We start from the raw sequence: 22,602 nt of genomic DNA, 5'->3' as shown, positions 1-22,602 counted from the left end.
GCGCGGGAACGTCAGGCGTTACAGTATTTCTTTTTCACGACGAGGATAATGGTCCCCAGCAATCCGGCGACCAGCAGGAAAATCGGCAGGATCATCAGGAAGGTCATCACCTGGTCCTCATGACGCTTCACAAACGGGATCATGCTTAGCGCATAGCCAAAACTGGTGACAACCAGCACCCATAGCAGGCCGCTCAGCCAGTTAAAGAACTGAAAGCGACGGTTTGACAGACCGGAGATACCCGCCATCGTTGGCAGTAACGTTCTGACAAATGCCAGAAAGCGCCCGGCCAGTAGTGCCAGCAGGCCGTGACGATCAAACATGCAGGTGGCCCGCTGGTGATATTTATCAGGAAGCTGAGCCAGCCAGCCTTTTACCACACGGGTGTTTCCCAGCCAGCGGCCCTGAGCGTAGCTTAACCAGCAGCCAAGGCTTGCTGCCGTCGTCAGTATGGCAATGGTGGGAACAAAGCCCATCACGTCTCTGGCAATCAGCGCCCCGGCCAGCAGCAACAGGCTGTCTCCGGGTAAAAAAGAGGCGGGTAGCAGACCGTTTTCCAGAAACAAGGTGGCAAACATGACCAGATAGACGACACCAATAATGTGCGGATTCGCCAGGGCAGCAAAATCATGCTGCCAGAGCGCGGCGACGATATTATGAATAACAGCCATGAACTTTCCCGTGAAACAGCATCTATTCGACGATTCTATCCCTTATTGGTCCGGGCATTGTTGATCCCGGACGCAGCGTTGCAGACTTTTCCACTGTTGAGTTGCGAAAAGATGTGCGTCCTGGCCCTATTATTACACGATCCGCGTGAACCCCGCTGCTAAATCAGCAAGAAGATCGTCAACATTTTCCAGACCAATATGGACGCGGATAAGCGTGCCGTCAAAATCCACTTCGCCGTCGGGGCGAATAGCGGCAATATGCTCGGGTTGATTCGCGAGGATCAGCGATTCATAGCCGCCCCAGGAGTAGGCCATGCTGAATAATGTAAAGTTGTCGAGATACTCCGCCAGCTCCCGATCGTTCAGCCTTTTTCTAAGAACAAACGAGAACAGTCCGCTGCTGCCGGTGAAATCGCGCTTCCAGTACTCATGACCTTTGCTGCCGGGCAGGGCGGGGTGATTGACCTGCGCCACCTGCGGGTGAATGGCAAGCCACTCGGCAATTTTCAGACTGCTTTCATGGTGCTGGCGCAGGCGCACGCCGAGGGTACGCAGGCCGCGGCTGGTCATATAGGCAGTGTCCGCATCGACCATCTGCCCCATCAGATAGGCATTCTCGCGCAGTTGATCCCAACAGCGGGCATTGGCAACGGCAGTTCCTACCATGGCATCAGAATGGCCAATCAGATATTTAGTACCCGCCTGGATGGAGATATCAATACCGAAATCGAGCGCCTTAAACAGAATGCCCGCCGCCCAGGTGTTGTCGATCATAATGATGGCATGTGGTGCCACGCGTCTGACCGCTTCCACGATAGCCGGAACGTCATGGACTTCCATGGTGATGGAGCCGGGGGATTCCAGAAACACGACTTTGGTATTGGGCAGCACGCTATCGGCAATCTTTGCGCCAATCAGCGGATCGAACCAGGTCGTCGTGACGCCCAGCTTGCCGAGGATTTTAGTGGCGAAATCCTGGGTCGGTTCATAGGCGGTATTGGTGATAAGGATATGGTCGCCCTGTTCAACAAAGGCGAGGATGGTATTGGCGACTGCCGCCGCACCGCACGGAAAGAGCGCACAGCCCGCGCCGCCTTCCAGTTCGCACATCGCTTCCTGAAGCGAGAAATGGGTCAGCGTCCCGCGACGACCATAGAAAAGTTCGCCTTTCGCCCGGTTGCGGGTGGCGTGTTTTTTCGCTTCTACCGTCTCAAATACCAGCGATGAGGCGCGTTGGATCACGCTGTTTACCGAACCCTGCGTATATTTTTTGCTGCGCCCCGCGTTCACCAGGGCGGTATCAATGTGCTTCTCTGACATGTCGCTCAGCCTGTTTTTATCCATCTGGACGTCTAAATTAACACGATTACCGTATTATGCATCCGCCTGGCGGCATATTCAGAATAAAAATTTCCCTTAATTCGGCTGACCGCTTTTTTACTGCGTAAGCGCAAGGAAAATGAGCGGAATTTACGGCAATATGTAAATACTAATGAGAACTACTATCAATTCGACACTGTTTTGATATTATTATGCTCAGATTTTGTGACTTGTGTCCTGGAGATTGAGAGTGGGTAATAATTTGATGCAGACGGATCTCTCCGTTCTGGGTATGTATCAACATGCCGACATCGTGGTTAAAATTGTGATGATTGGCCTGATCCTGGCATCGGTCGTCACCTGGGCTATTTTCTTCAGCAAGAGCGCGGAAATGCTGGCGCACAAGCGTCGTATCAAGCGTGAGCAGCAGCAGCTGGCAGAAGCCCGCTCTCTGGATCAGGCCAGCGAAATCGCCTCTTCCTTCCACAGCAGAAGTCTGAGCACCCGTCTGCTGTATGAAGCACAGAACGAGCTGGAACTTTCCGCGGGCTCATCCGATAACGAAGGTATTAAAGAGCGTACCGGTTTCCGTCTGGAACGTCGCGTGGCGGCGTTTGGCCGTCATATGGGGCGCGGGAATGGCTATCTGGCGACCATCGGCGCGATCTCTCCGTTCGTCGGCCTGTTTGGTACGGTGTGGGGGATTATGAACAGCTTTATCGGCATCGCCCAGACCCAGACCACTAACCTGGCGGTTGTGGCACCCGGTATCGCGGAAGCGCTGCTGGCGACGGCAATTGGCCTGGTCGCGGCAATCCCGGCGGTGGTGATCTACAACATCTTTGCCCGCATGATCGGCAGCTATAAAGCGACGCTCGGCGATGTTGCCGCGCAGATCCTGCTGCTTCAGAGCCGCGATCTCGATCTGGACGCCAGCAACGCTGCGCAACCGGTTCGTTCTACTCAGAAACTCCGTTTAGGTTAATGCAGCATGGCTTTGCATCTTAATGAAAATCTGGATGACAACGGCGAAATGCACGATATCAACGTCACGCCGTTTATCGACGTGATGTTGGTTCTGCTGATCATCTTCATGGTAGCGGCCCCGCTGGCTACCGTTGATGTGAAGGTGAATTTACCGGCATCGTCCAGTCAGCCGCAGCCACGTCCGGAGAAACCGATTTATCTGTCGGTAAAAGCGGATAACAGCATGTTTATCGGTAACGATCCGGTGACTGATGAAACGATGGTTAATGCGCTGAATACGCTTACGGAAGGTAAGAAAGACACCACCATTTTCTTCCGCGCGGATAAAACTGTGGATTATGAAACGATGATGAAGGTGATGGATACCCTGCATCAGGCGGGTTATCTTAAGATCGGCCTGGTCGGCGAAGAGGTGACGAAGGCGAAGTAAACGCCTTTGTCCTGGATCGGCAACCCCGGTCCGGCATCTGCATCGTTATTTCCCCGGTGGCGCTGCGCTTACCGGGGCTACGTTTTGGTGCGCTGAAGGGAAGGTTAATCCACTCGCAGGCCCGGTAAGCGCAGCGCCACCGGGCAGATTGGTCGCAAAATTTCACCCCTCCGGGACAATCACCTCAAATGCTCCCCACCGCAAACGCCGTGAACTTCAGCGGTCACATAGCTCGATTCATGACTTGCCAGATAAACGTAAATCGGTGCCAGCTCCGCAGGCTGCCCTGCGCGCTTCATCGGCGTCTGCTGACCAAACTCGGGCAGTTTCTCCTGCGGCTGGCCGCCAGAAATTTGCAGCGCCGTCCAGATCGGCCCCGGAGCCACCACATTCACCCGAATCCCTTTCTCCGCCACCTGCTTCGCCAGCCCACGGCTGTAATTGAGAATAGCCGCTTTAGTCGATGCATAATCCAGCAGATGCGGGCTGGGCTGATAAGCCTGAATTGATGAGGTGGTAATAATACTCGCGCCCGGCGAGAGCAGCGGCAGGGCTTCCTGCGTGATCCAGAACAATGCAAAAACGTTCACCGCATAGGTTTTCTGGAACTGCTCGCTGGTCAGATCGGCAATCTCCTCAATGGCAACCTGCTTCCCGGCGACCAGCGCCAGTACATCCAGCCCACCCAGCGCTTCACGCGCTTTATGCACCAGCGAGCGGGCAAAGGTTTCATCGCTCAGATCGCCCGGAATGAGCACCGCTTTGCGCCCCTCAGCTTCAATCAGCGCCTTAACATCCTGCGCATCCTCTTCTTCCGCAGGCAGATAGTTAATCGCCACGTCAGCGCCTTCACGCGCGTAAGCAATGGCGGCAGCACGTCCGATGCCCGAATCGCCCCCGGTCACCAGTGCCTTACGATCTTTAAGACGTCCGCTACCAACATAGCTTTTTTCGCCACAATCCGGTACAGGCGTCATTTTGGCCTGCACTCCCGGTGAGGGCTGCTTCTGCTTCGGATATTCACCAGTGTGATACTGCGTCGTGGGATCCTGCGGGGTAGTTTGATTCTTCGGCATAAATACGCTCTCCATCGTTGCTTACGGATGAATTAAGCGTAGTCGCCCCTGATGACTTAAGAGAAATAATCGGGAATTTCTGTACCTGTCAGGCGGGATCGTTTGGCGAAGCTGGCTCTGTGGAAGTCGGCGCTTCAGCCTCAAGGGGGACGATCCTGACATTCGACGTGCGGTAATTGCCGTCGGAAAGTTTACGCGTCAGGCCCAGTGTAGCGGTTTCGCGCGCGCGTAAGTGCTGATAGCTGGCTTCAATGCTGTCAAAGATTTTCTCTTTCAGGTCCGGGCGGCGAGCGATGATTTCATTAATCACCGCGCCATAAATTTCCTCTTTTACCTGATAAGCGTAAATCTCGCGGCGGTTTTGCCATTTCATCTTCACCAGCGCGGCGGGGATGGAAACCAGCGCTTTGGCCGTATTCTGGATGGTAGTATTTTTATCGCTGATGAGCACCGCAAGATTGTGCTTTAAGGTAACGTCATCGCTTTTTGTATCGTCTAAAGTCAAATAAACGTCTTTGCCATCATATTTTTTCACGTTATTCGTCCTCCAGATCATAAAACATAGGCGCAATTTTCTCGCGGGTAATCAAATTAAGCCAAATTTCATTCCCGGCTTCATTAATTTCCAGCGTTTTATCTGCCAGAATTTGACTTAATTCCTGTGCCGAAAAGTCGCCGTTGGCCTGTAACTCATTAAGGACATGACAAAAAGCTTCAATTTTAACAACGCGAAACAGCCTGTCTTTTATATGGCGGTCGCGCTCTTCCAGCAGCATATTTCTGGAAAAACCGTTACGACCAATTGAGGTTAATATGTCATTCTCAAGCTCAAGGAGGGTTCTTTTTCCCTGAGTTAAACTAGCACTATTTTCTGCTTCCTCACTCTCTTCCCCTGCCACGGATGTGTGAAAGCGAGCCGGGATAAGGGTCTCGGGTATCATGTAAATTCCTTAACTTTCAACACCATGAGGAGCATTTTACTGTGAGGCTCGTTGACAATAACATGGCACACTTTTAAAATCAAAAAAAATGGAGCGCGCCATGAACAGTATTATTTATTTAGTGATTGCACTGCTATTGCTCACCGCTATTATTCTCTTACTGATGACAGAGTTCAATAAAAGACCGGTGGAAAGTGAAGAAGAATCCCCGTTGCCGGTACCGGCAATGTCAAAACTGGAGGGGGAGGACCATTTTTCTGTGCTGATGAACGCAATTACGCCGGTATGGTACTGGCGGGTAAACCATGAATATATTGACTTTTTACACGCCACTATTAAGCGAATGGACGTCACGCAAATAAAATCCACGCCGGGTTTATTTGATGCTCAGCGTCGCTGTAGCGATCTCAATTCCGCGGTTTATAAATATTACGATAATCTGAAACAGCGCTGTCAGAACGGTGAGAGAGTGCCGCGTACGGATTTGGATGTCGTCAACCTTCAGCAGTGCTTTCGCGAGTTTAGTATGGATGCCTATCCTACGCTGGTCGCACTCGTCTGGCCGGAATATCAGCGTCCGTTTGTGAAGCCTTACCTTGTTTAACCCTGATTCTCAGAAGGTCATCTTTTTAGAATGACTTAAGCCAGATGAATATTTCAGGATGTAGCGCTACTGAATGCTTTTTAACGAAAAGTAATATTTACAAAAAATAATCACAAAAGGTTATAAATTTCCGCCGTCTTGCCGATAACAGGAGGTAAGAGCGCCCTGTGGGCGTAATCCTTCCAAAGGCAAAGGTATCTCTATGCGACTTCTTCGTAACCTCACTATCCGTCTCGTCATGTTGTCGATTCTGGGTATTTTCTGCGTGCTGTGGTCCGGCGTCGGCCTGTACAGCGTCGTCTCCCTGAATAAGGTCGCAGAAGGCAATGATGTTGACCGACAACTGGTAAATCAGATGACCCTGTTAAGCCAGGGCAACGACCAGTATTTTCGCTTTGTTACCCGCCTGAGCCGGGCGATGGAAAGCAAAGCGGCAGGGGGAACAGCAGATTTTACCTCCGCACAGCAGGCGCTGGACACCATGCGCAAAAGACTGGATGAGCTGAAGGCCATTTCTCCCGGCGCGATGGATGCGCAAATCTCTGCGGAAGTCATTCAAAACTGGCAGGCGCTGCTGGAGCAGGGCGTTGTGCCGCAGATGCAGCGAGCGCAGCAGGGAACGGTTGAGGAGTACCGCGCTCAGGCCAATGACATCACACCGCCGCTGAGCCGTGCGTTTGGCCTGAGCGCCGAGAAGTTTAACGCTGCTGGCGCGTCGACGCTCGATCACACCCGCATTATGGTCGATGACCGCACCAATAAGACCCGGATTGCCATTATTGCCGCCGTGATTGTCGGCATTCTGCTGCTGATTTTTTCCGATCGCTATCTGGTAACGATGCTGGTGAAACCGCTGGCGCGAATTCGCCAGCAGTTCAGCCAGATTGCGCAGGGCGATCTCAGTCGGCCGATAGAAGACATGGGGCGTAACTGCGTCGGGCAACTGGTGCCGCTGCTGAAGGCGATGCAGGACAGCCTGCGTGAGGCGGTCAGCAATATTCGCTCCGGCAGCGAAAATATCTGGCGCGGGGCGACAGAAATTGCTACCGGCAATAACGATCTCTCTTCCCGCACCGAAGAACAGGCGGCGGCGCTGGAAGAAACGGCGGCCAGCATGGAGCAGCTTACCGCCACGGTAAAATTGAATGCCGATCATGCGCGCCAGGCCAGCGAGCTGGCCGATGTCGCGTCTACCACCGCCAGCGAGGGTGGAGAACTGGTAGGTGAAGTGGTCGATACGATGGTCGGGATCTCTGCCAGTTCGAAGAAAATCGCCGAGATTACCGATGTGATTAACAGCATTGCCTTCCAGACCAATATTCTGGCGCTCAACGCGGCGGTGGAAGCAGCGCGGGCGGGTGAGCAGGGCCGTGGGTTCGCCGTGGTCGCCGGAGAGGTGCGTAACCTTGCCAGCCGCAGCGCCGGTGCAGCAAAAGAAATTGAAGCCCTGATTGCCGATTCCGTCACCCGCGTGGATAAAGGCTCGCGCCTGGTTTCCGATGCCGGAACCACCATGGAAGCGATTCTGCGGGCGGTGCGGGAAGTGACGACCATCATGAAACAGATTGCCGCCGCGACCGATGAACAAAGCAAAGGCATCTCGCAGGTCGGCATTGCGATTGCGCAAATGGACAGCGTAACGCAGCAGAACGCCTCGCTGGTGGAACAGGTCTCGGCAGCGGCATCGTCCCTGCGACTTCAGACAGAGGATCTGCGCAGTTCGGTGCAGACGTTCCGTCTTTCCGATGAGCCAGCGTCGCAGGCGGCAGCGCCTACAGACACGCCGCGTTCACCGCGCACGGCTAAGCCTGCGGCAACGGAAGAGTGGGTAGCGTTTTAATTTGTCTAAAATGTCCCGCCAGCTTGCGCCGGCGGGACGGCATTATCAGGACTGACGCTTGTCTTCGGTCTGGGTGTCGAAATCGCTGGCGTCATGACGTTCGTGAAGCTGCTCGTTAAGCGGGCCGTTGGTGCGGTTAACGATGCGTCCGCGTTTTACCGCCGGACGGCTGGCGATCTCGTTGGCCCAGCGCAGCACGTTTTTATAGCTGCCCGCGTCCAGGAATTCAGCCGCATCGTAGACGTTGCCAAGCACCACGTTGCCATACCACGGCCAGACGGCCATATCCGCAATAGTATATTCATTGCCCGCGACGTATTTATGCTCCGCAAGCTGTTTATCCAGCACGTCTAACTGGCGTTTCGCCTCCATCGTGAAACGATCGATCGCGTACTCAATTTTGACGGGCGCATAGCTGTAAAAGTGGCCGAAGCCGCCGCCGAGGAACGGAGCCGATCCCTGGAGCCAGAACAGCCAGTTCAGCGTCTCAGTACGGGCGGCCAGATCTTTTGGCAGGAAGTAGCCATATTTTTCCGCCAGATAAACCAGGATCGCCCCGGATTCAAAGACGCGGGTCGGCGGCATGGTGGAATGATCGCGCAGCGCCGGGATTTTGGAGTTCGGGTTCACCTCCACAAAACCGCTGGAGAACTGATCGCCTTCGCCGATGCGGATCAGCCACGCATCGTAATCCGCACCGGTCACGCCTTTTGCCAGCAGTTCCTCAAGCATTATCGTGACTTTCTGCCCGTTTGGCGTGCCCAACGAATAGAGCTGGAGCGGATGCTTTCCGACCGGAAGTTCCTTTTCATGCGTTGCGCCAGACACCGGGCGGTTGATATTGGCGAATGCGCCGCCGCCCTGCTGATTCCATGTCCATACCTTCGGAGGTTGATAGTTATTGTCTGACATGTTGCCTGCCTTATTGAGGTTGTGTTGTGGAGATGAATACTATTGTCAGGCCAGAAGACGCTCTGCCCAGACGCTGATGTCGTCGCCGCTGCCTAAATCCGCCTGCACCAGTCCGTTGACCATAAAGGTTGGCGAGACGTGGATGCCGTTCTGGCGGGCATATTTACAGTGCCACTTAATCTCGCTCTGCAATGCCGGGCGGGCAAAGGGTTCCGCCAGGCTAACGCCGCTATACTTCTCAATCCGCGCAATAATTTCCTGCGGCGTGGCGTCCATATTTGGACCGGCGCAGTGATCGGTAAACTCAAACGCTTCCCGGTGATCGGCAACGGCCTGCATCACTTTATGCGCTGCCTCTCTGCCGTCCGGCAGGGTCGACGCGGCCAGAATGCAGCGCACAATCACCCCGGAAAAAAGATGCCAGGGCTGCGATTGCAGGCGGATCTTCACGGTGATCTTATCTTCGCCTGCCAGTTCCAGTAGCGCGTTTAGCTTGTTAAATGCACGCACGGAAAACGGACAGGTCGGCTCAAGAAAAACCTCAAACGTCCGCGGGCCGTGGCCCCATTCCAGCGGCTGCGCGACATAATGCTGTTGACTCATTTTCGACTCCTGATGATGAATGACAACGCGTGAATTTTTCCTTCGTCGGATCATGGTAGCGGGTAATGAGGTGTATGATAAGTCGACGTCTGTTTAGTTAGCACAAAGAGCAGGGTGCATTCTGCTCAGGCTGTATTACGTTAAGGTAAGGTTCATGAGCAACGGAATTACCCACCAGGATGCCCCGTTTGGGACATTACTCGGCTACGCCCCCGGCGGCGTCGCCATCTACTCGTCAGATTACAGCTCTCTCGACCCGAAATATTATGCCGATGACGCGGCCTTCCGCAGCTATATCGACAATGAATATATGGGACACAAATGGCAGTGCGTGGAATTCGCCCGCCGATTTTTGTTTCTGAATTATGGTTTTGTTTTTACCGACGTCGGTATGGCATGGGAGATCTTCTCCCTGCGCTTTCTGCGCGAGGTGGTCAACGACAATATCCTGCCGTTACAGGCGTTTGCCAACGGATCCCGCCGTCCGCCGGAAGCAGGCGCGCTGCTGGTCTGGCAAAAAGGCGGCGAGTTTAGCGGGACCGGACACGTGGCAGTGATTACTCAACTTCACCAGAATCGGGTCAGGATCGCCGAGCAGAATGTGATTCATGCGCCGCTGCCGCCCGGCCAGCAGTGGACCCGCGAACTGGCGCTGGTGGTCGAAAACGGCTGCTATACCCTTCGCGATACCTTTGACGACACCACGATCTTAGGCTGGATGATCCAGACCGACGAGACCGAGCACAGCCTGCCGCAGCCGGATATTCGCGGCGAGGCGCTAACCATCCGCGGCGCGCGTCTGGAAGATAAAACGCTGTTTGAGGGGAAATGGCTTGATGAGCAGGACCCGCTACAACGCGCTTATGTGCAGGCCAACGGCCATGTGATTAACCGCGATCCGGCGCAGTATTTTACCATCACCGATACCGCCGAGCAGGAACTGATTAAGGCTACCAACGAGCTGCATCTGATGTATCTTCATGCCACGGACAAGGTAATGAAGGACGATAACCTGCTGGCGCTATTCGATATTCCAAAAATCCTCTGGCCGCGTCTGCGTCTGTCGTGGCAGCGTCGCCGCCACGACATGATCACCGGACGGATGGATTTTTGTCTGGATGAGCGCGGGCTGAAAGTTTACGAATACAACGCGGATTCGGCTTCCTGCCATACCGAAGCGGGTCGCATCCTCGAACGCTGGACGGAGCTTGGCTATAAAGGTAACGGTTATAATCCTGGCGAAGACCTGCTCAACGAGTTGATTGGTGCCTGGAAACACAGCCATGCGCGTCCGTTCGTGCACATCATGCAGGATAACGACGTTGAAGAGGATTACCACGCGCAGTTTATGCAACAGGCGCTGGAGAAAGCCGGATTTGAAAGCAAGATCCTCCGCGGGCTGGATGAGCTGCGCTGGGATAAGGCCGGTCAGCTGATTGACGGTGATGGTCGACTGGTGAACTGCGTCTGGAAAACCTGGGCGTGGGAAACGGCGATTGAGCAGGTGCGCGAAGTCAGCGATACCGAGTATGCCGCCGTGCCAATCCGCACCGGGCATCCGGCGCATGAGGTCCGATTGATCGACGTCCTGCTACGCCCGGAAGTGTTGGTCTTCGAGCCGTTGTGGACGGTGATCCCCGGCAATAAAGCCATTCTGCCGATCCTCTGGTCGCTGTTCCCGCATCATCGCTATCTGCTGGATACTGATTTTGTGGTCAATGACGAACTGGTCCAGACCGGCTATGCAGTGAAGCCGATTGCCGGTCGCTGCGGCAGTAATATTGATCTGGTGAGCCATCAGGAAGAACTGCTGGATAAAACCAGCGGTAAATTTAGCGATCAGAAAAATATTTACCAGCAGCTCTGGTGCCTGCCGAACGTGGCCGGAAAATATATCCAGGTCTGTACATTTACCGTCGGGGGAAGCTATGGCGGAACCTGCCTGCGCGGCGATGATTCGCTGGTGATTAAAAAAGAGAGCGATATCGAACCGTTAATTGTGGTGAAAACGGCGTAAAGCTAAGCCCGGTAAACCGGGCGTAGGTTAACAGTCAATAGTCCGTGGTCATCAGGGAAACGCCGGGTTGGGCCCTCTCCGGGAAGCCAATCCCGGCGTTTCCCCTGTTAACCCGTGTGGTACCGGGCTTTGCTTTCATTACTTATCAAGTCTGCGGAACGCTTTTAAAGCCGGTCAACATCAGCACCAGACTTTCCCGTGAGCTGGCCGGGTTGAATTCATAGTGGTTGCCATGACGATCGCCGCCGATATACCAGGAGATTTCGGTTTTCCCCTCCGCCAGCGCTTTACGCACGGCTTTATCCACATCGACCATGCGATATTCGCGGGAGTAGTTAAGATAAAGGATCGCATCGGAGCTGTACTTCACCGCCGGGCGCGTATTCCAGGTCACGGTTCTGGCGTTCCAGTCATTGCTGGTCGGGTAAAAGAAAATCTGATCCGCACCGTTCTTCTCCACTTTGCCGCCGAAAATTCGAATACGGTATTTAAACAGCGCCGGGTCCACGCCAGCAGGTAGCTGGGGGATTTTAAATTTCACCAGTGTCAGCGTTTCCGGGTGCTGAGTACGTCCGCCATCCTGCCAGTTATCCTGCACGGTAAGACTTTCCGACGTCGCATTATGCTGATTCGGCTGGCTGCTGCTGACCCAGGTATTCTCTTCTGCTTTGGCATAGGCCCACGGTACGATAGTGCCGCAATCCAGGTTGTTGTTCATACACAGTTCGGTCATAAACTGCGCCGCATCTTCCGTCCAGCCGTTCATGAAATCAGCATGCGCGGTATAAATGCTTCCCCAGTGCTCTTCGCGACGGTCGCCGTGCATGGTCGGGTCCAGAGACAGCTGAACTTTAGCGGTATCCAGCGAGGTGATCTGTGGTAGCACATAAGCGATGTTCATATTTACCGTCGGGACTTTCACCGGATAATCCGTCGGGCATTTGCCTTTAACATCATAAGCGGCATTGCTGTGGCCGTGCATCGGTTTCAGGTTGACGCCATCCCAGCAGTTGGGGAAGGCGATGCCAATATTAAATTGCACGGCATCACCCGCGCCGCGTAAGCCGCAGACTTCACCCGCTTTATTGGTGTAGCCTTTGCCGTTGGCACATAAGAACGTGATATGTGAACTGGGGGCGGTTCCGTGGTGGTCGCCCGCCAGCAGCTCCAGCCCGGCCGGGAAAGGATGCAGCGGATATTTATCAACGCTAGTGGCCTGGTAATAGGTCTTCTGATAGGCCGGTTTGACGACTTCGCCGTCGGGCAGTTTCATGGTTGGTGCCCAGTACGCCGAGCCGTCCGCCTGGTTATCGCAACTGGTCTGCGGATGTGCGCGCAGGGTCTGATAGGTGGAAACGGCATCCGTATGGATATTGCCGAAAAAGTCGTGCCACATCGCCTGGTTCGGTTTGCCAAACATCATAATGGCGTCATCGCCGAGGGTATGATGGTACGCACAAACCACGTGCGACTGCGGCCCGGCGTGGGCGGTAAAAGAACAAAGTGCGAGGGTGGACATCAGTCCGGTAGTGATAGCGGTAAGTTTCATCGTAGCGTTCCTGCTGTGTGTGAATGCCAGCAGAATTAGCAGGATACCGTTGATTTAACACATCATTAATTATCAAACGATCTCATTTTAGCGTAATGAGAAAACAACCGGGGCCGCTGCCGAAAACCAGGCAACGGTCCCGGCTGCCGCTACGATGATTGCTTATCGTAGTTGGTCATCGCCTGTGCGGCAAAGATCAGCGCCAGATGACTCAGCCCCTGAGGCAGGTTGCCGGTCCAGGTACTGCTTCTGACATCGAACATTTCGTTGAAGGTCTCAACGTTGCCTTTATCACAAATCGTGTCGAGAATTTCTTCCATCGCTTGTTCAGCTTTGTTGATTTCACCCATCTCCGCCCAGGCTTCGGCGAGCCAGAACGAACAGGCCACGAAGGTATTCTCTTCTTTTTCGACGTCGCTGTAGCGGTAGAGCATCGCTCCGTCGTTGCCCAGCTCCCGACGGATAGCGCTGTAGGTCGACAGCATCCGTTGCGGATTGACTTTTTTGCCGTAGCGGTGAACCAGCGCCAGCGAGGCATCAAGCCCGCCATCGCTGCCACGATAGAACAAATACGCCTGCTTACTTTCGGACCAGCAGTGGCTTTCAACCCAGTCGCGAATGCGGTCCCGCTCGCGCTGCCAGCGCTTCACCCATGTCGGTTCAATATACTTTTCCTCCGCCATGTTGACCGCCATATCCAGCGCCAGCCAGCAGGCCATTTTGGAATGCGTATAGTGCTGAAGTTCCGGTAACTCCCAGATCCCCGAGTCTTTTTGCCGCCAGCGGTCGGCGCAGCAGTTGGCCAGCTCCCCCAGTAAGCGCGACGTGGAGAGATCCAGTACGTGTCCCGCCTCCACAAACTGCTGTGCGGTGGCGAGCATATCGCCATACATGCTGAGCTGGGTCTGATCGCGAGCGTTATTGCCTATCCGCACCGGCTGAGAATCTTTATACCCCCGCAGCGGCGGATACGACTCTTCCGGCACCAGATCGCCCTCCAGGGTATAGCAGGCGTGTAACTGGACACCGTGGCGCAGAATGGTTTGCGACAGCCAGGAGAAGGCGGCTTTACACTCCTCAAGCGCGCCGAGGAAGGCGAAGGCCTTTATGATCAGGCAGGCATCGCGGACCCAGGCGTAACGATAATCATAATTTTTCTCGCCGCCGATCCCTTCCGGCAGCGAGGTGGTGGCCGCTGCCGCCAGCGCGCCGGTCGGTGAATACCAGAGAAACTTCAGCGCCAGCGCCGAGCGTCCCACATGTTTTTGATAGCGGCCTTCATAACTCAGGCTTCTGGCCCAGTCACACCACGCGATATGGCTGGTTTCGATGCGATTATCGATAGCGGAAAGGGGCGGAACGGCCAGCGGCTCTTTTTCGGTCACCAGCAAGGCGACCAGCGCGCGCGATCCGGCGGTTGTTTTCAGGCGACCGGTGATCTGCTCATCATCGGCCGAGGTAATCTCAACGTCATCGCTGGTACGCAGCATCGCCATCAGATCGGCAATATGATAAACGTCGCCCTGTTTGGTCTGCGCCATCCACGGCGAGCGGGTTTCGGCTCGCGTACCGAAGCGTAAGGCGAGATTCAGTGTGACCTCACCTTCAATGCCTTCAACCCGGCGTGCCAGTTCGCTCCACGGCAGACGTCCCGCCAGCGTGCTGTTAATGGATTCGGTCAGCAGCACCTTGCCGGTTTCGGTTTCAAAATGGGTTTCCAGAACGTTGCTGTCCTGACGATATTGGCGGGTGACTTTATAGGAACCTTCCGGCTCAAGCTGAAAAAAACCGCCAATTTCCGGGTCGAGCAGGCGGTCAAACAGGGGAGGGGAGTCAAGATTCGGGGCGCACCACCAGTCGATTGAACCATCTGGTGCAATCAGCGCGACCGAGCGCCCTTCGCCGATTGCCGCGTAGTCGCCGAGTTCGGCAAATCCCTCCTTGCGGACGGGAGAATGGTATTCTGCATTCTTCAATTTTTGTTATCCAGAGTGATTCGTTCGGAAGACGTGGCCGCCGGACGGCAGCCACGGGACAGGAGATAACGCTTACAGGGTGCCGGTACCGCCGTCAGAACACCATACCTGACCGGAGGTGTAGCTGCTTTCCGATGAAGCCATAGTGACATACAGCGGCGCGATTTCCGCAGGCTGGCCCGGACGACCGAGCGGCGCGCTGGCACCGAACTGCTTCACTTTCTCCTGCGGCTGACCGCCGCTGGACTGAAGCGGCGTCCAGTATGGCCCCGGTGCCACGGCATTCACCCGAATACCATCTTTACCCAGCTGCTGTGCCAGTGACTTAGTGAACGCCACGATGCAGGCTTTGGTCTGCGCATAGTCCAGCAGAATCGGGCTTGGCTGATATGCCTGAACCGACGACGTATTGATAATCGTGGCCCCACGCGGCAGGTGTTCTACCGCAGCACGGGTGATCCAGAACATCGCATAGACGTTGGTTTTAAACGTCGCGTCAAAATCTTCCGTTTTCAGCGTTTTAATAGATTCGTTGAACTGCTGGCGACCGGCATTATTGACCAGGATATCCAGCCCGCCGAGTTGGCTAACCGCCTCTTTCACCAGCTTCTCGCAGAACGCCTCCGAGCGGATATCGCCGGGAATAGCGATGGCTTTACGGCCTTCCGCTTCGATAAGCTTGATCACTTCCGCCGCATCAGACTCTTCTTCCGGCAGATAGTTAATGGCAACATCCGCGCCTTCACGGGCATAGGCAATCGCCACCGCACGGCCGATACCGGAATCACCGCCGGTAATCAGCGCCTTGCGCCCGCTCAGACGGCCAGAGCCGCGGTAGCTGGTTTCACCGTGATCCGGAACCGGGATCATCTTACTGGCAAGGCCTGGTACGGGCTGCGGTTGCTCTACAAAAGGAGGAGTAGGATATTCCGGGGCGAGAGAGGTTTTTTTCGTTTGCTCAGACATGCTTACTCCTTAAACGTTGTGACAAGTGTTATTAAGCCTGGCATAAATGTGATGTTTGTCACGTTCTGACGTATAAATTTCAGTACAAAAAGATGAAAATAATTATTTATTAATGTAATGAGTTGTTAGTTTTTTAAGGTGGTATGAGAAAATAACTATTTAAAGTGATCTGATGGTCAATCCGCAGCTTTATAATTACGATGCGATAAAATAATTAATAATGATATTTTTATGGTAATCATTTACTAATACTATTAACTTGGTTGTGAAATATAATAATTATTTTATTTTTACTCTTCAGCTATTGAAATGGTCAGAAGCCATGAGTCAGGAAAATCAGCGCCATCAGATTCATATAAAAGTGATGTTTCAGTAAGTAAAGTTGAGATATCTTTTAACAGAACTGCGCTCTCATTTTCAATCGCCAGAAAAATTTGTGAAGTTCTGTATAAAGGCGTCGATGATTGGCTGGCGGAGAATACTACACCAGCTGATAAGACCCATCAGAATTACTGCTTCCACTAAAAAGATGGCGGGATGGATGCCCGGAGGGGCACCCTTGTCTGAGCATATCCCCAAAAGCAAAAACCCGCCTTGTGGGCGGGTTCTTTAAATAAGTGGTGCCCGGACTCGAAATCGATCATTTATACAATGCCTTGTTTTTAATCGTAAAATTACTTCATCTTTAGTTTTTTACCAGCATTTTTACCAACATGTATTTTGCTTCTGGTTTACAACCTTAAGAAAAGACAGCAGGTTATGCCAGTAGAATTCAGTATACTCACTATCCGACGCTTTAGCGAAAAATTCACGTTACGGTACAGCCATACCTTTTCAATGAACAGAAGTCTCTGCTTCGCACTGCCAGTCATATACCCAGGGACTGTGCTGTATCCTTACCATTTATTACAGTTTTAGTCTTATATTTGCTTTTGGCACCTCCAGCGAGGAGACAAACATAGACTGAGCGCTTACTGACATCAATACTGGCGTAGAACGTGACAGAGCCTCCTTTCAGCCCATTTCACTTGATGCTGCTGGTAGCCGCTCAATATTTAAGCTGGCGTGAAAGGTGTAACAGAGGACATTAACTCCAGCTATAAAGTTTATTTTTAATGTCTTCTTTATGAAGTTCACTCCTTTTGATGTGGTGATTGGGTATCACCGCATCAAAAGGATACAAATTACCTTAAAGAGCTCTGCTTTCCCGGGCATCTATTTAGATGAACGCATAAGAAAAACAAGGGGTATTATGGTAATGGTTAATATGAACATCATCCAGTAATCATCGATATATCCAGTCATAGCAGCCTGATGGTTTATCTCATTATTCAATGCAACAAGTCCTGAAACAGAGTTAATATCATACACAGAGGATACTTTCTCGTCAGTAAATATCGGATTATAATGTGAAACATGTTCCACCAGACCGGCATGCACAATTTGTGTATTACGGGTTAACAAGGTCTGAACCAATGAAATACCAATACTGCTACCAATATTTCTGACAAGACTATAAATAGCCGTTCCTTCAGCACGCATTTCGGGCGACAGTGTGGAGAATGTGGCAGTACTTAAAGGAACAAATATCATCCCTAACCCGATACCCTGAATAAATCCTGGCCAGATGATATCGGCCTCACTCAGCACAAGGGTATACTGACTCATCTCCCAGAGGGAAAATGCAGCAATACTGAATCCAGCCAGGAGCAGGAAGCGTATATCGACACGGGCTATAAGCCGCCCAACCAGCAACATGGCAAGCATGGTCCCCACTCCACTAGGGGCGGTCACGATGCCCGCTGTCGTGACCGGATATCCCATCAGGTTCTGTAGCATCGGAGGGATAAGTGCCCGTGTGGCATACAATAACAGACCTATAATAAAAATGAGTAGCAGTCCTGTCGAATACTGATAATTTTTCAGTAACCGAAAGTTAAAAAAAGATTTTTCAGGTGGAGTCAGAAGAGTATGAACAAGAAAATATAAAAAACTCATGATCATCACGGCTGCTTCCACGCAGGTTTCTACAGAGGAGAACCAGTCATTCTGTTCACCCCGGTCAAACAGTAACTGCAATGCACCAATTGCGATACTTAGTGTGGCGAATCCAAACATGTCGAAGTGCATACTCTTTCCGGGAGGTTGTTTTTTGATATATGTAGCCACACCATAAGTAGCCACCATCCCCACGGGGACATTAATGAAGAAAACCCAGCGCCAGTTATAACTGTCTGTCAACCATCCCCCAAGAGTCGGCCCAAGTATAGGCCCCACCATGACACCAATTCCCCATATTGCCATCGCCGATCCCTGACGTTCGCGGGGGTTAATATCCAGTAATATGGTTTGTGAAAGCGGAACCAGGGCCGCTCCGGAAATGCCCTGAAGCATGCGGGACAATACAATCTCCGGTAAAGTTGTCGATATTCCGCACAGGCAGGAGGCAATGGTAAATCCGAATATCGAAGCCAGAAGAACATTTTTTTTACCAAACTGATTACTCATCCACCCGGTGAGTGGTGTGGCGATTGCAGCAGCCACAATATAGGACGTGAGCACCCATGTGACCTGTTCCTGGGAAGCAGACAACCCGCCCTGCATATGAGGAAGCGCCACATTTGCAATTGTGCTGTCCAGTGTCTGCATGACGGTTGCCAGCATGATAGAAAACGTTATCATCCGGCGATGAGGAACCATCGATTGCATTGTTTTATCCATTTTTTCAGTGGGTTCCTGGGGGGGGACGGTTAACAATGTTTAATAAATGGAAAAGTGAAAAATGTATCTTCAAAGAGATATATTTAATAGCACGCTAATAGTTTAAATTAAAATCTTTGCGTCGGCAAGGGGACTGAGCATCTTCAGAACTGAGTATTACGCAACTGGGCCGGGCAATAATTGATGGAATTGATACCTGCGGGGATGGTTTTCTTACTCTGGCGCGTGGAGGCCAACGAAACTGGCAACCGGTTTAGCATTTCCAGTATAGTAGTCCCCGGTTTACCCGAAGGTACCGTACGTTATCAGGGGAAAAACATAGCAGGAAGGTAGTACGGCAGGGGAACGCTGCCTGGCGTTGATGTCACCGGCAGGATGACTGCGGGAGAAAAAACAATTTGAAGGTACTCTGAACTGGCGACGGCGTTCGATTATTCTCTAAATTCGTAGTCGGCGCTGACCTGTCATGCGGATGATGGCTGGGCTGAAACTGGGAACAACCTCGCTCCGGATGCCTTGTTGGGCGTTGTTGAATAAATAGATATTATGCTGCGGGCCTACCAAAACGTCGGTCTTTCCCAACGTAAAATCAGTAGGTTAAGGTTAAAGTCGGGAGCTACTCACAATAGTGACAAGCATCTTTGACCAAAGCAGGCATGCCAAAACAGCATGATTCCCTATTATTCAACAAAGCCGCCTTGTTGCTGAACAGAAAAAACTCTTATTTGTAGCTGCCCTTTGCCAAATATTATGAGCTGGCTGCGCCCTGTATAGTCTGACTGGAGCTTGTCGCCTGAGCGGCGTGGAACCGGGGTGATACCTTCATCATATTCTTGATACCATAGCTAACTGCCTGGCAAACCGGATCAGCGAATTGCTGCCATAGTATATCGAACTTCCATTGTATTAGCCCACTTTGTAAATATGATCTCCGCTGCATGCTTACGGAGATTCAAGGGGCAGCTGACAGATTCAGGCCCGGTTAACTATAATCTTCCACCATTTTTAGCTATGGCGGGCTTACCTCTGTTGCTTTTCAGAATCTTTGAAAGTTCTCTCTGCTCCCGCCGGGTTTTATAGGCAACGATTTCATCATGATCTTTATCTCCCTCTGTTTTTGTCAGATCAACAAGAAAATCATTTCTAATCATCCATTTAACGATTTCTTTATTAATGCCTTTATACAGCGGTACTCTTTTATCGTTGTAAAATTTAACATTATGAATATCACTGACGTAGTTAAGCATCAACAAAATATCTTTATAATCTTCAATATAACTGTTGATGATGACGTGGTTTTTATTCAACTGAATGCTGAATCCCAGTTCGTACAGGTCAAACAGAAAGAAAGCAGTCTGATAGTTAGAGAAATCGACATGTAATGTTCTCTTCTGAAATTTATCAATATGAAAGAGAATTATTTCAAAAAATTCATCACTACGGAAGTTTTCGATAATACCTTTTCCTTCCTGGTTTATGATGTTAACGTCACAACCTGTGTCAATTGCCAGGGACAATACTTCCGGGGACACGGGACAATGTAAAAGCGTGTTCCCTTTGCTATCGATGTGGTTTATATCGCAACCTGCGTTCAGTAATACGTTAAGGCTTTCAGGGTGTCTGAAATGGCCATAAATACAGTTCCGCCCGTGATTATCTGTTTGTTTCAAATCCAGTTCCAGGCTGATCAACTTCTCAAGCAGTACAGGATCCTTTTGATGGTACAGTGCATTTTGCCCCTTATTATTAATATGATGAATATTAATGCCATTGCTGATAAGAAATGCCATTGCTTCAGGTGTCCTGCATTCAAAAAGTGCATTATTCCCGTTGTCGTCAGTGGTATTTATATCATTACCCAGGCTCAAAAATCGCTCCACATCGCCGTGTGCTGTGGCTTTAAAGAATGATTCCTGAATATAGAAATCAAATAATCGTTGTATGTTCATCGGTGTTTCCATCAGGATCTCCCTTATTTTATGTCAGTCAGACACTACATATCAGATATTCTGTGGGATGCAAGAGGGAAAAACTGGCATTCCTGCTGCACGGGAGAAAAACATCAACAAACCACCCGTTAATACATCAGAAATGCCTGAGGTAAATTTACGACAGCCTGCTGAATCTTTGCAAATGATTCCTTCCGTTTTCTTCATCAGGAGAAGCAGTTCCCCTGACAGTCCGTTCTCACGGATGGTTATCGCTACTGATTGATGACTTCCGGTGACGGCATAAGTCACTTATGATGAAGCGGAACGGATTTTTTGCATGGGGATCATATGAAGAACTGGAACGCGACGCATACAAAAGAACTGAAAAAATGGTTTAACCTTGATAACTACAGGAAATTTGAAGCACTGCCGCTGATCCTGTTGTATCACGAACTCCTGGCCAGAACATTCTTTTTTAAAACGCCACTTGAAGGTAACGAAGAGTTCTTTGTCGGGATCAACCGTAAAAAAATCTGTAACGGCAACCCTTTTCTGGTCCCTCCGGAGCGTCTGGGTGATCTGGACCCGTTCTATCGTCTTTTTCAGCCCCCTCATCTGGTTCTGCCAAAGGTAGACAGGATTGCGTTGCTGAGTATTGTCTTAATGCAGCGCGGGATCGTTTCCTGGCAGGGATACAATGAATATGGAATAAACGAATATTTTGAAGACGCATCCATTGGTGATGCTGTTCCGGATCTTTTTGACCGGACGGTGATGTTTGAAGTCGATTTAGCCAGCGGTACGGATGAGGAAATAGCGGAATCACTGAAGTCAGCGTTACCACAGTGGCGGAGGGTGAAACATATTGCCCCGGATCCTCTTGAAGCCATCCGGTTCGGGTATGGCACGATCAAAAAAATCATCAACAACCGTATCATTCCGATGCTTGATATTCTTGTCTGGGCGAAGGAGCAGGACGTTCGTATCTCAGACGGCTGGCTGTCACGACTGCTGTACTCTCTGGATGATGAAGAGGTGCGGTATGATGACCAGATCAAGGACACGGATCGACCGCTGGCAATGAAAGCGACGACAACCGATTTTATCAGGCAGTTTCACTTTTTTATGAACAAAAACAGTCACCTGAAGGATATGGCCGTTTCGGATGTACTTAAGCTGGCCTTGCGTGACCAGAGTTAACCGGCCATCAATCTCATAAAAGGGGAATTTCGGGGCCACGGAATTCCCCGAAGATGATAACTCACAGAACCCCCTCCGAATACTTCTCCGAAGTTCACTGCTTTATATTTCTTTTCTCCTGTACTGTTCTCCTCACTGACACCACATTGAGGAAAATAATATGAATAATAAAAATATACGTCTGCTCCGCCTTCCTGAAGTGCTGAATAAAACCGGTTACGGCAGAGCCTGGATTTATCGCCTTATCCGTGAAGGGCGATTTCCTCAGCCTGTTAAAACAGGAAGCCGATCCATTGCTTTTATTGAAAGTGAAGTCGATGCGTGGATCCAGTCCGTCATTGACCGTTCACGTCAGCAGGCAGCCTGAGTCCGGAGTGTTTTATGAAAAATGACAACTCAGGTTATAAAAAAAGGCAGTGGTATTCAGGGAGAGCACGAGCACCACCTGAATGACGACACCAGCCCTGATAAATCAGAATATATATGCAGTCATGATAGCCATAAATAAAGATGAACCTGAAAGAGATATAAATATTCAGGTTTGAAATTAATGATTACAGGAGAAATAATATGAATATTTCCATTTTCGTTGCACAAGATAAAGAGTTTGTTTGTTCATTTGTGACTTCCCGGGAAAATATTGACAGGGCGGCTGAGGAATATCGGGGCTATTCCGTCCCGGGGGGAGAAGCCTGTTTTCTGCAGACCCTCATATTCATATTGTTTTCTGTAGCGTATGAAGATGGTACAGAAATAACAACAGACACGGATGTGGCGAAATATATTGCACATCTGGTCGATGAAAAAAACGCGGGCGGAAAAAAGAAATGATTTCTTCCTGAGAAAGACAGGGCGGCG

At 51.3% G+C, this 22,602-nt stretch carries 20 protein-coding genes; 8 read left to right on the top strand and 12 right to left on the bottom strand.

Features of this window, described 5'->3' with window-relative positions; all coding sequences use genetic code 11:
* Nucleotides 1-11: 11 nt before the first annotated feature.
* Nucleotides 12-671, bottom strand: a complete 660-nt coding sequence (gene yghB, locus INT84_RS11295; protein ID WP_194206879.1) for a DedA family general envelope maintenance protein YghB — start codon at nucleotides 669-671, stop codon at nucleotides 12-14.
* Between the two features lie 132 nt (nucleotides 672-803).
* Nucleotides 804-1,991 carry a cystathionine beta-lyase gene (gene metC / locus INT84_RS11290; protein ID WP_194206878.1) on the bottom strand — a complete coding sequence of 396 codons (1,188 nt, stop codon included), beginning with the start codon at nucleotides 1,989-1,991 and terminating at the stop codon, nucleotides 804-806.
* A gap of 250 nt (nucleotides 1,992-2,241) precedes the next feature.
* Here metC and exbB point away from each other — a divergent pair, with 250 nt between their 5' ends.
* Nucleotides 2,242-2,976, top strand: a complete 735-nt coding sequence (exbB, locus tag INT84_RS11285; RefSeq protein ID WP_194206877.1) for a tol-pal system-associated acyl-CoA thioesterase — start codon at nucleotides 2,242-2,244, stop codon at nucleotides 2,974-2,976.
* Nucleotides 2,977-2,982: 6 nt separating this feature from the next.
* Nucleotides 2,983-3,408, top strand: a complete 426-nt coding sequence (exbD, locus tag INT84_RS11280) for a TonB system transport protein ExbD (RefSeq protein WP_176918470.1) — start codon at nucleotides 2,983-2,985, stop codon at nucleotides 3,406-3,408.
* Nucleotides 3,409-3,587: 179 nt separating this feature from the next.
* On the opposite strand, the gene INT84_RS11275 is transcribed toward exbD, so the two are convergent.
* From INT84_RS11275 to INT84_RS11265, 3 genes are all read right to left on the bottom strand, one after another.
* Nucleotides 3,588-4,484 (bottom strand): SDR family oxidoreductase, encoded by an 897-nt coding sequence (locus INT84_RS11275; protein ID WP_194206876.1) that lies wholly within the window; start codon nucleotides 4,482-4,484, stop codon nucleotides 3,588-3,590.
* 88 nt (nucleotides 4,485-4,572) lie between these two features.
* The gene (locus INT84_RS11270) at nucleotides 4,573-5,040 is read right to left on the bottom strand and encodes a cytoplasmic protein (RefSeq protein ID WP_194206875.1); all 468 of its coding nucleotides are present in this window, start codon (nucleotides 5,038-5,040) and stop codon (nucleotides 4,573-4,575) included.
* Complete coding sequence (locus INT84_RS11265) at nucleotides 5,021-5,425, bottom strand: hypothetical protein (protein WP_176918473.1); 405 nt, start codon at nucleotides 5,423-5,425, stop codon at nucleotides 5,021-5,023. Before INT84_RS11265 ends, INT84_RS11270 begins: the two co-directional genes overlap by 20 nt.
* Before the next feature lie 100 nt (nucleotides 5,426-5,525).
* On the opposite strand from INT84_RS11265, the gene INT84_RS11260 reads away from it, so the two are divergent.
* The gene (locus tag INT84_RS11260; RefSeq protein ID WP_194206874.1) at nucleotides 5,526-6,029 is read left to right on the top strand and encodes an ESA_00282 family adhesion-associated protein; all 504 of its coding nucleotides are present in this window, start codon (nucleotides 5,526-5,528) and stop codon (nucleotides 6,027-6,029) included.
* 202 nt (nucleotides 6,030-6,231) lie between these two features.
* A complete protein-coding gene (locus INT84_RS11255) occupies nucleotides 6,232-7,869 on the top strand; it encodes a methyl-accepting chemotaxis protein (RefSeq protein WP_194206873.1) in 1,638 nt (545 codons plus the stop codon).
* A 45-nt stretch (nucleotides 7,870-7,914) separates the two neighbouring features.
* On the opposite strand, the gene yghU is transcribed toward INT84_RS11255, so the two are convergent.
* Complete coding sequence (gene yghU, locus INT84_RS11250; RefSeq protein WP_194206872.1) at nucleotides 7,915-8,781, bottom strand: glutathione-dependent disulfide-bond oxidoreductase; 867 nt, start codon at nucleotides 8,779-8,781, stop codon at nucleotides 7,915-7,917.
* Nucleotides 8,782-8,826: 45 nt separating this feature from the next.
* The gene (locus tag INT84_RS11245) at nucleotides 8,827-9,384 is read right to left on the bottom strand and encodes a thioredoxin (RefSeq protein WP_194206871.1); all 558 of its coding nucleotides are present in this window, start codon (nucleotides 9,382-9,384) and stop codon (nucleotides 8,827-8,829) included.
* A 154-nt stretch (nucleotides 9,385-9,538) separates the two neighbouring features.
* Between INT84_RS11245 and gss the strand changes: the two genes are divergently transcribed.
* A complete protein-coding gene (gene gss, locus INT84_RS11240) occupies nucleotides 9,539-11,401 on the top strand; it encodes a bifunctional glutathionylspermidine amidase/synthase (protein WP_194206870.1) in 1,863 nt (620 codons plus the stop codon).
* Nucleotides 11,402-11,546: 145 nt separating this feature from the next.
* On the opposite strand, the gene INT84_RS11235 is transcribed toward gss, so the two are convergent.
* From INT84_RS11235 to INT84_RS11215, 5 genes are all read right to left on the bottom strand, one after another.
* A complete protein-coding gene (locus INT84_RS11235; protein WP_194206869.1) occupies nucleotides 11,547-12,950 on the bottom strand; it encodes a DUF1996 domain-containing protein in 1,404 nt (467 codons plus the stop codon).
* A gap of 149 nt (nucleotides 12,951-13,099) precedes the next feature.
* Complete coding sequence (locus INT84_RS11230; RefSeq protein WP_194206868.1) at nucleotides 13,100-14,926, bottom strand: glycoside hydrolase family 15 protein; 1,827 nt, start codon at nucleotides 14,924-14,926, stop codon at nucleotides 13,100-13,102.
* A gap of 72 nt (nucleotides 14,927-14,998) precedes the next feature.
* Nucleotides 14,999-15,892 carry an SDR family oxidoreductase gene (locus INT84_RS11225; protein WP_194206867.1) on the bottom strand — a complete coding sequence of 298 codons (894 nt, stop codon included), beginning with the start codon at nucleotides 15,890-15,892 and terminating at the stop codon, nucleotides 14,999-15,001.
* Nucleotides 15,893-17,107: 1,215 nt separating this feature from the next.
* Nucleotides 17,108-18,613, bottom strand: coding sequence for an MDR family MFS transporter (locus INT84_RS11220; protein WP_204372502.1), 1,506 nt, complete (start codon nucleotides 18,611-18,613; stop codon nucleotides 17,108-17,110).
* Nucleotides 18,614-19,599: 986 nt separating this feature from the next.
* Nucleotides 19,600-20,574, bottom strand: coding sequence for an ankyrin repeat domain-containing protein (locus INT84_RS11215; protein ID WP_194206866.1), 975 nt, complete (start codon nucleotides 20,572-20,574; stop codon nucleotides 19,600-19,602).
* 318 nt (nucleotides 20,575-20,892) lie between these two features.
* Between INT84_RS11215 and INT84_RS11210 the strand changes: the two genes are divergently transcribed.
* The 3 genes from INT84_RS11210 (at nucleotide 20,893) to INT84_RS11200 (ending at nucleotide 22,575) form a co-directional block, all read left to right on the top strand.
* Nucleotides 20,893-21,744 (top strand): DUF6387 family protein, encoded by an 852-nt coding sequence (locus tag INT84_RS11210; RefSeq protein WP_049006186.1) that lies wholly within the window; start codon nucleotides 20,893-20,895, stop codon nucleotides 21,742-21,744.
* Nucleotides 21,745-21,904: 160 nt separating this feature from the next.
* The gene (locus INT84_RS11205; protein ID WP_049006188.1) at nucleotides 21,905-22,111 is read left to right on the top strand and encodes an AlpA family transcriptional regulator; all 207 of its coding nucleotides are present in this window, start codon (nucleotides 21,905-21,907) and stop codon (nucleotides 22,109-22,111) included.
* A 203-nt stretch (nucleotides 22,112-22,314) separates the two neighbouring features.
* A complete protein-coding gene (locus tag INT84_RS11200; protein ID WP_049006190.1) occupies nucleotides 22,315-22,575 on the top strand; it encodes a hypothetical protein in 261 nt (86 codons plus the stop codon).
* Nucleotides 22,576-22,602 lie beyond the last annotated feature (27 nt).

It is taken from the genome of Superficieibacter sp. 1612_C1 (assembly GCF_015234305.1).
Classification (GTDB): domain Bacteria; phylum Pseudomonadota; class Gammaproteobacteria; order Enterobacterales; family Enterobacteriaceae; genus Superficieibacter.
Note: the sequence above shows the minus strand (reverse complement) of the source record. Positions and strands in the feature narration are given on the sequence as shown.

What these genes read in the sequence shown, in the direction of transcription:
- yghB (WP_194206879.1), bottom strand. Translation starts at nt 671, where the DNA reads ATGGCTGTTATTCATAATATCGTCGCCGCGCTCTGGCAGCATGATTTT.
- metC (WP_194206878.1), bottom strand. Translation starts at nt 1,991, where the DNA reads ATGTCAGAGAAGCACATTGATACCGCCCTGGTGAACGCGGGGCGCAGC.
- exbD (WP_176918470.1), top strand. Translation starts at nt 2,983, where the DNA reads ATGGCTTTGCATCTTAATGAAAATCTGGATGACAACGGCGAAATGCAC.
- INT84_RS11275 (WP_194206876.1), bottom strand. Translation starts at nt 4,484, where the DNA reads ATGCCGAAGAATCAAACTACCCCGCAGGATCCCACGACGCAGTATCAC.
- INT84_RS11270 (WP_194206875.1), bottom strand. Translation starts at nt 5,040, where the DNA reads ATGATCTGGAGGACGAATAACGTGAAAAAATATGATGGCAAAGACGTT.
- INT84_RS11265 (WP_176918473.1), bottom strand. Translation starts at nt 5,425, where the DNA reads ATGATACCCGAGACCCTTATCCCGGCTCGCTTTCACACATCCGTGGCA.
- INT84_RS11260 (WP_194206874.1), top strand. Translation starts at nt 5,526, where the DNA reads ATGAACAGTATTATTTATTTAGTGATTGCACTGCTATTGCTCACCGCT.
- INT84_RS11255 (WP_194206873.1), top strand. Translation starts at nt 6,232, where the DNA reads ATGCGACTTCTTCGTAACCTCACTATCCGTCTCGTCATGTTGTCGATT.
- yghU (WP_194206872.1), bottom strand. Translation starts at nt 8,781, where the DNA reads ATGTCAGACAATAACTATCAACCTCCGAAGGTATGGACATGGAATCAG.
- INT84_RS11245 (WP_194206871.1), bottom strand. Translation starts at nt 9,384, where the DNA reads ATGAGTCAACAGCATTATGTCGCGCAGCCGCTGGAATGGGGCCACGGC.
- gss (WP_194206870.1), top strand. Translation starts at nt 9,539, where the DNA reads ATGAGCAACGGAATTACCCACCAGGATGCCCCGTTTGGGACATTACTC.
- INT84_RS11235 (WP_194206869.1), bottom strand. Translation starts at nt 12,950, where the DNA reads ATGAAACTTACCGCTATCACTACCGGACTGATGTCCACCCTCGCACTT.
- INT84_RS11225 (WP_194206867.1), bottom strand. Translation starts at nt 15,892, where the DNA reads ATGTCTGAGCAAACGAAAAAAACCTCTCTCGCCCCGGAATATCCTACT.
- INT84_RS11220 (WP_204372502.1), bottom strand. Translation starts at nt 18,613, where the DNA reads ATGGATAAAACAATGCAATCGATGGTTCCTCATCGCCGGATGATAACG.
- INT84_RS11215 (WP_194206866.1), bottom strand. Translation starts at nt 20,574, where the DNA reads ATGGAAACACCGATGAACATACAACGATTATTTGATTTCTATATTCAG.
- INT84_RS11210 (WP_049006186.1), top strand. Translation starts at nt 20,893, where the DNA reads ATGAAGAACTGGAACGCGACGCATACAAAAGAACTGAAAAAATGGTTT.
- INT84_RS11205 (WP_049006188.1), top strand. Translation starts at nt 21,905, where the DNA reads ATGAATAATAAAAATATACGTCTGCTCCGCCTTCCTGAAGTGCTGAAT.
- INT84_RS11200 (WP_049006190.1), top strand. Translation starts at nt 22,315, where the DNA reads ATGAATATTTCCATTTTCGTTGCACAAGATAAAGAGTTTGTTTGTTCA.